The sequence below is a fragment of the Brevibacterium antiquum genome (genome assembly GCF_016107655.1).
In the GTDB taxonomy this organism is placed as follows: Bacteria; Actinomycetota; Actinomycetes; order Actinomycetales; family Brevibacteriaceae; genus Brevibacterium; species Brevibacterium antiquum.
The window spans coordinates 180,539-187,775 of the sequence record NZ_JABASX010000011.1; the positions used below are offsets into that span (position 1 = coordinate 180,539).

The following is a 7,237-nucleotide window of genomic DNA, read 5'->3' on the forward strand; positions in this document are numbered from 1 at the left end:
GCTGGCGAGTGGACTCATGCCACCCGCTCGCACATTCCCCGTTCAGAACCCGGTATGGGAGAGCGACGTGTTGATCAGTCGCGAGGCTTCTCACGCATCTCGACGGTCTCGATGATGTCGCCGACGCGCAGATCGTTGAAGCTGCCCAGGCCGATGCCGCACTCGAATCCTTCGCGGACCTCGGTGGCATCGTCCTTGAAGCGACGCAGGGACTCGATCTTGACCTTGTCCCCGACGACCACTCCATCACGGGTGACGCGAGCAGACGCGTTCCTGGTGATGTGACCATCGCGAACGATGGAGCCGGCGATGTTGCCGAACTTGGAGGACCGGAAGACTTCGCGGATCTCCGCGGTGCCTGTCTGGACCTCTTCGTACTCCGGCTTGAGCATGCCCTTGAGCGAGCTCTCGATGTCGTCGATCGCCTGGTAGATGACCGAGTAGTAACGGACATCGACGCCTTCGCGCTCGGCCAGGTCGCGAGCCTTCGCCTCCGGACGGACGTTGAAGCCCAGGACGATCGCGTTGTCGACCGTGGCCAGGTTGATGTCGTTCTCCGTGATCGCACCCACACCGCGGTGGATGATGCGCAGGTCGACGTCGTCGCCCACATCGATCTTGAGCAGCGAATCCTCCAGTGCTTCGACAGCACCGGACACGTCGCCCTTGAGGATGAGGTTGAGCATGTCGACCTTGCCCTCGGCCAGCGCCTTGGTGAAGTCCTCGAGGCTGATGCGCTTGCGGCCGCGAGCCTGAGCAGCATTGCGCTCGATGGCGTCGCGCTTCTCAGCGATCTGACGGGCGGTGCGATCGTCCTCGGTGGAGATGAACGTATCACCGGCACGCGGCACGGAGGACAGACCCAGCACCTGGACGGGACGGGATGGTCCCGCCTCCTCGACGAGGTTGCCGTTCTCATCGAACATCGCACGCACACGTCCGTAGGCGGTGCCACACACGATGGCATCTCCCTGACGCAGTGTGCCGGAGTCCACGAGCACGGTCGCAACCGCGCCACGGCCCTTGTCCAGCTTGGCCTCGATCGCGATGCCGCGAGCGGACTTGTCCGGATTGGCCCTCAGGTCCAGCGCAGCATCGGTGGTCAGCAGCACGGATTCGAGCAGCTGGTCGATGCCCTCGCGTTTGAGCGCAGAGATCGGCACGAACATGGTCTCGCCGCCGTATTCCTCGGCAACCAGGTTGTACTCGGTCAGCTGCTGCATGACCTTGGCGGGGTTAGCGCCTTCCTTATCGGTCTTGTTCACTGCGACCACGATCGGAATGTTCGCCGCCTGAGCGTGGTTGAGTGCCTCAACGGTCTGCGGCATCACGCCGTCATCGGCCGCGACCACGAGGATCGCAAGGTCCGTCGACTTCGCACCACGGGCACGCATAGCGGTGAACGCCTCGTGACCTGGTGTATCGAGGAAGGTGATCTTGCGATCGATGCCTTCGTGTTCGACCTCGGCCTGGTAGGCACCGATGTGCTGGGTGATTCCGCCGGCTTCGCGGGCAGCCACGTTCGCAGAGCGAATGGCATCGAGCAGCTTGGTCTTACCGTGGTCGACGTGACCCATGACAGTGACGACCGGTGGACGTGCTGTGAGATCCTCGTCGGCCTCTTCCGCGGCTTCCGCGTCAAGGTCGATGTCGAAGGTCTCGAGCAGCTCACGGTCTTCGTCCTCGGGTGAGACGATCTCGATCTTGTAGCCGAGCTCCTCGCCGAGGACCTCGAATGTGCCCTCATCCAGAGACTGGGTGATGGTCGCCATCTCGCCGAGGTGGAAGAGCACCGTCACGAGGTTCGTCGGATCGGTGTTGATCTTCTCAGCGAAATCGGCCAGCGAGGATCCGCGACGCAGACGCAGAGGAGTATTGCCGTCGCCGCGTGGAACAGAGACGCCACCAACCGACGGTGTCTGCATCTGCTCGAACTCGGCGCGCTTGGCCCGCTTCGACTTGCGTCCCTTCTGACGGGGACCGCCTCCACGGCCGAATGCACCCTGGGTGCTTCCGCGACCGCGACCTGAACCACGACCGCCTGGACCGCCGCCGGGTCCGCGACGACCTGCAGGTGCGCCGCCTGGAGCTGCGCCTGGCGCACCGGGTGCGCCGCCGCCGGCGGGCGCGTTGCCGCGTCCTCCGCCTCGACCGCGGCCTGGAGCCGGCTTGTTCAGCGCAGAGTTCTTCATCATCGATGGGTTGGGGCGAGGGGCGCCCGGTCGTGGTGCCGGACGTGGACCTGCTGCGCCTTCCTCACCGGATGCACGAGGTGGCTTCTGGCCTGGCTTCGGCATCCCCTGCGAGTTTGCGAACGGGTTGTTGCCCGGGCGCGCACCCGGACCGCCTTGGCCACCCTGGCCGCCGGGACGATTGCCGGACTTCGGTCCACCGCGTCCTGCCGGTTTGGGCATGCCCTGTGCTGGGGCGAAGGGGTTGTTTCCGGGGCGGGCCGGCGAGCGACCGCCCGGCTTCGGAGCAGAGCCCGGCTTGGGTGCCGAACCTGGCTTGGGAGCCGCAGCGGGCTTCGCAGCAGCACCAGGCTTCGGCGCGTTCGAGCGGGCCGCAGGCGTGGCCGGCTCTGCCGGGGCATCAGCAGACTTGGTGTCTCCAGCGGACGCGTCCGTGTCAGCAGCCTCGGCGTCTGCAGCAGGCTTGGCTTCTGCAACGGGGTTGGCTTCTGCAGCAGGTTTCGCGCTCGGCTTCGCACCGGTCGGCTTAGCTGCGGGCTTCGCCTCTGCAGGCGTGGATTCAGCTGCTTCGCTCGGTGCCGAAGCTGGCTTGGCGCCGGGCTTGGCTCCTGGCTTGGCAGAAGTCTTTGCACCGGGCTTGGGAGCTCCGGGCTTCGCGGCAGGCTTGGCGCCTGGCTTAGCAGCCGGCTTCGAGTCCGCGGATGCGCCGGATGTCTTGTCGCCGGAGTCGGCCGGAGCGGACTCGGCGAATGCTTCCTTCACCTTGCGCACAACGGGTGCTTCGAGGGTCGAGGAAGCGGAGCGAACGAATTCGCCCAGGCCCTGGAGTTTCTCGAGGACGTTCTTACTTGTAGTGCCGAGCTCTTTTGCGAGCTCATGGACACGGGGCTTTGCCACAGTTCTCCTGTCCGGGTTCTTTCCCGGTCAGGAAAGAACCTCATCAATGAAGAGCAGTTCTCATTTCACTGCTCTCTCGAATTCCGATAGCGGTGTCATCGCACGACACTCACAACTTGTCATCCATTCGGGCTACCCGCTCTTCTTGGGTTCGGTATCCATCCTCGGCAGGTCCGAGGCGGTGACCTTCGTTCGAAAGGCTCGAGCGAAGGATGCGGTCGTCAATGCCTTCTTCAGGCATGTGGCGTCCGGGTGCACCCAGGCTCCTCGTCCCGGAAGTGTCGCTGACACGTCATGGACGATGGCTGGATGCTGATCGGGTCGAATCACAAATCGTGTGAGTTCGTCCCGGTCGGCCTTTTGCCTGCAGGCGATGCACGTCCTTCGAGGTGCCGCGCCCACAATCACAGTACATAATTCTACAGCACTTCCGTCCCCACCCGCGCCACACCCCGAGTGGTTCAGATCACGCCCGATGCCTATTCGCCTGGGACGATGTCGATCTTCCAGCCGGTGAGCTTGGCCGCCAGGCGTGCGTTCTGCCCTTCCTTGCCGATGGCCAGGGAGAGCTGATCACGGGGCACGATGGCGCGTGATTCCTGCAGATCGGCATCGAGGATGTCGACCTTCGTCGCCTTGGCTGGTGAGAGTGCATGGCCGATGAACTTGGCCGGGTCGTCGCTGTAGTCGACGATGTCGATCTTCTCCTGGCCCAGCTCGTTCATCACGGCCCGCACGCGGGAACCGAGTTCACCGATGCATGAGCCCTTCGCATTCACACCGGGCTTCGTGGCGCGAACTGCCAGTTTGGTTCGGTGGCCGGCCTCACGAGCCAGGGAGACGATCTCGACAGTGCCGTCGGCGATCTCCGGTGCTTCGTGCGCGAACAGTCGGCGCACCAGGTTCGGGTGCGTACGCGAAACAGTGACCGATGTTCCCTTTGGTCCCTTGTGGACGTCGGCGATGTAGACGCGCAGGCGCGTTCCGTGGCGGTATGACTCGCCGGGAGTCTGCTCGTGCGGCGGCAGGACTGCCTCGACATCACCGAGGTCGACCTGCACCATCTGCGGGTCCCGACCCTGCTGGATGGTGCCGGAGACGATCTCACCCTCGCGGCCCTTGAAGTTGCCGAGCACCGATTCGTCTGCGACATCGCGCAGACGCTGGTGGATGACCTGGCGAGCCGTCTGCGCAGCGATGCGTCCGAAGCCGGTGGGAGTGTCGTCGAATTCGCCGATCGGATTGTCGTCGTTGTCGAACTCGACGGCGAGGATGCGGACTTCGCCGGAGGTCTTGTCCAGCTCGGCGCGGGAATCTGGCCACGCGCCCTCGGTCTTCTGATAGGCAAGGAAGAGAGCTTGTTCGATGAGTTCGATCAGAGTATCGAGCGGAATCTCCCGCTCTCGCTCGATAATGCGCAGAACACTGAGGTCGATATCCATGGCCTATATCCTCTCCGGCTCCCTCGAGCATTGAATTGTCGGTCTTCATTTATGCAGGCGTGACATTCTATCTCAGATTACGCTCACCGAAATTTGAGTTCGACCTGCGCCTTGACGATGTCGCCGAGCGAGACTGTCCGCTTCTCACGACTGGCGGGATCGATTCCCGAAATTGAGTTTTCGCCCACATCGTCGAGATCGAGCTTGAAGGAGTCCTTCTTCGTGCTGATTTCGAGTCGGCGACCGAGCACCCGTTTGAAGTGCCGCGGGGACTCGAGCTTCCTCGTTGCTCCTGGGCTCGTGACCTCAAGCTGATAGGGCTTGTCGCGGAAGACCTCGACCTCGTCGAGGGTGTCACCGACGAGTCGGCTGGATTCGGCGATCTTCTCCATCGACATGGGTTCTGTGCTCGACTCATCAAGGTCGACGACGACCGTCAGCGCCCGACGCTGTCCGGCAGCCACGGCCTTCACCGACTCCAGGTAGAACCCAGAGGTCTGCAGCGGCTCTCGCAGAAGTTTCTCTATCTGCGCCACGTCCTCGTCCATGTGTCCTCCAGTCCTCGTCCCGCTGACGAAGGTGTGCCCCGCGCGGTGACGTCGTTTCTGCCCTGCTGATTGCCTTAGCCCCACCCTAAGCGACTCCCCCGGGTGAGGTTAAGCATCCGCTAGGATTGGCCTATGCGATTTCCCGTCAGCCGCCGTGCTCTTCTCCTCTACGGTGTGAGCGGGGCGAGCCTGAGCCTGCTGTCGGGATGCGGTGTGAGACTCGATACTCCCCCGGACGTGCCGACCCTCGATGAGACGAACCAGCTGCGCAACCGCATCGCCAGAATCCTCGCCGCCACCACCGCCGGAGACAGCGACCCGGAGACCGCTGGTGAGGACCTGCAGAAACTCCGGGACGCCATCGGTCCCGTGTGGTCGCCACCGGCCGAAATGGCCACCGAGCCCCCACCGTCGGAAGATCCCCGCAGCTACATCGAAGCCGCCGAGGTGGTATCGGATGCCGTCTTCACCGCCGTGCCGACGTTGGACTCGAGCCTCATCCCGGTCCTCGTGGACGTGGCAACCGGTCTGGCACTGACTGCGGGCACCGAGCACGCCGAGATCATTCGCAGCGCAGACGCGCTGATCCGTGACTCACGCGAATCCGGCACTGCCGAAGCGTCCGGCTCATCGGGCTCCGCGACGGATTCGACCTCTCCCCCGATGTGGAATGACATCCTCAACCAGGCCAGGGCAGCGACATATGGCTATGAGCGTCTCGCCGTGAACTTCGACACGAAGTCACGCGAGCGCAACCGTGCCGTGGCGCGGCTGGAGTCCCTGGGCTCACTGGCAGGCGAGATGCTCGAAAAGCTCGGTGAGAAGAACGCTGAACCCGGTGCTCCCTCATGGAAACTCGACCCCATCCCACGTGACCCGGAGACCGCGAAGGAGCTGGCTCTGGCTCTCGAAGACGGTGTGGCAGCAGCGATCCTTCCCTGGCTGCAGATGGATTCGGGGGCCGCTCTGCGGCTGTGGGAGTCGGCTCGAACGCGCACGGTCTTCGCTAGCCCACAGGTACTCCGGTACTCGTATCCCGGGGACTCGGGAGAGGCAGAGGCACAGAAGTGAAGGTCCCACCGGTCCTGTACAACTCCACTCGCGACATCATCGGCGAGTACCGCACCTCCTCCTGGGTCGCCGCACTGGATTTCATGGCCAATGAGCTCATCGACCGGTGGAAGCTGAGCTTCGACGAGGTTCCGGGCTCACCCTGGGCCGGCTGCGAAAGCCTCGTCATCCCGGTTCTGACTCAGGAGAACTATCAGGGGGTGCTGCGCTTCGCAGCCCCCACCTCGGCGGCATCAGCTGCCCATGCGCAGGCTCTGCGGGCGCTGAAGATGTGGAACGGGCACGGCGCTGTCCGGGTGATCAGGGACGATCACAGCTTCAGGGTGACCCTGCAGGAGCGGCTGCGAACGAAGGACAATCTCTCCGTGCTGCCCCTGTCCGATGTGCCCCCGGTCTGGGGTGCCCTGCAGAAGTCGCTTGAGATTCCCTCGGATTCCGACTTCCTGCGTGTCCAGGATGTGGCCGCAGGATGGCTGAGCACCTTTGATGCCGATGCGGGTCTGCTCAGCGGCTGGACCGAGGCGGGTCCGGGTGATTCCCTCCTGCTCTCCTTCGCGCGCAACTGGATGCGCACTCTTGCCGCGTCTGAGGAGAATTGGCTCATCCACGCCGATCTGCACTATTACAACATCCTCGCCGGCAACCCCGATGCCGCTGGCGTCTCGACCTGGAAGGCCATCGACCCGCAGCCCTTGTCGGGTCCGACCGCCTACACCTTGGCGCCGGTGCTGTGGAACCGTCTCATGGAGATTCCGTCCCGACATCCGCAGGCCCAGGCCGCGTGGCTGCGCGGTTTCGCCACCGACCTCGCGCTGTGCGCGGGCATGGATCCGCAGTACGGGATGGGTGCCGCCGTCGCCCGGGAGGTCACGAACATGTTCTGGTACCTCAGGTCAGCCTGCAGCGGATCGACCGGGGCACTGGCCGATGCCGCGAGGTCCTTGTGGGTGGCGCGGGCGCTGTCGGGAGCAGACGTCGCCGGCGTCAACGCCCACGCGCTCAAACCCATCGGCTGATCCCCTCCCCAACTACCTGGCGGCGGCCAGCAACCTTGCGCGAGGTTGCTGGGCCGCCGCCAGGTAGCAGT

The 7,237-nt window shown here is 64.2% G+C and carries 6 protein-coding genes; 2 read left to right on the plus strand and 4 right to left on the minus strand.

Features of this window, described 5'->3' with window-relative positions; all coding sequences use genetic code 11:
• Positions 1–74: 74 nt before the first annotated feature.
• The 4 genes from infB to JFC13_RS17385 form a co-directional block, all read right to left on the minus strand.
• Positions 75–3,089, minus strand: coding sequence for a translation initiation factor IF-2 (infB, locus tag JFC13_RS19710; RefSeq protein WP_198398300.1), 3,015 nt, complete (start codon positions 3,087–3,089; stop codon positions 75–77).
• Positions 3,090–3,221: 132 nt separating this feature from the next.
• Positions 3,222–3,497 (minus strand): YlxR family protein, encoded by a 276-nt coding sequence (locus tag JFC13_RS17375; protein ID WP_198398301.1) that lies wholly within the window; start codon positions 3,495–3,497, stop codon positions 3,222–3,224.
• Between the two features lie 71 nt (positions 3,498–3,568).
• The gene (gene nusA / locus JFC13_RS17380) at positions 3,569–4,531 is read right to left on the minus strand and encodes a transcription termination factor NusA (RefSeq protein WP_198398302.1); all 963 of its coding nucleotides are present in this window, start codon (positions 4,529–4,531) and stop codon (positions 3,569–3,571) included.
• A gap of 83 nt (positions 4,532–4,614) precedes the next feature.
• On the minus strand, positions 4,615–5,079 hold the full coding sequence (locus JFC13_RS17385; protein WP_198398303.1) for a ribosome maturation factor RimP: 465 nt from the start codon (positions 5,077–5,079) through the stop codon (positions 4,615–4,617).
• A 132-nt stretch (positions 5,080–5,211) separates the two neighbouring features.
• Between JFC13_RS17385 and JFC13_RS17390 the strand changes: the two genes are divergently transcribed.
• Positions 5,212–6,150: a hypothetical protein gene (locus JFC13_RS17390; protein ID WP_198398304.1), complete on the plus strand. Its 939-nt coding sequence runs from the start codon at positions 5,212–5,214 to the stop codon at positions 6,148–6,150.
• Positions 6,147–7,166: an aminoglycoside phosphotransferase family protein gene (locus JFC13_RS17395; RefSeq protein WP_198398305.1), complete on the plus strand. Its 1,020-nt coding sequence runs from the start codon at positions 6,147–6,149 to the stop codon at positions 7,164–7,166. Before JFC13_RS17390 ends, JFC13_RS17395 begins: the two co-directional genes overlap by 4 nt.
• Positions 7,167–7,237 lie beyond the last annotated feature (71 nt).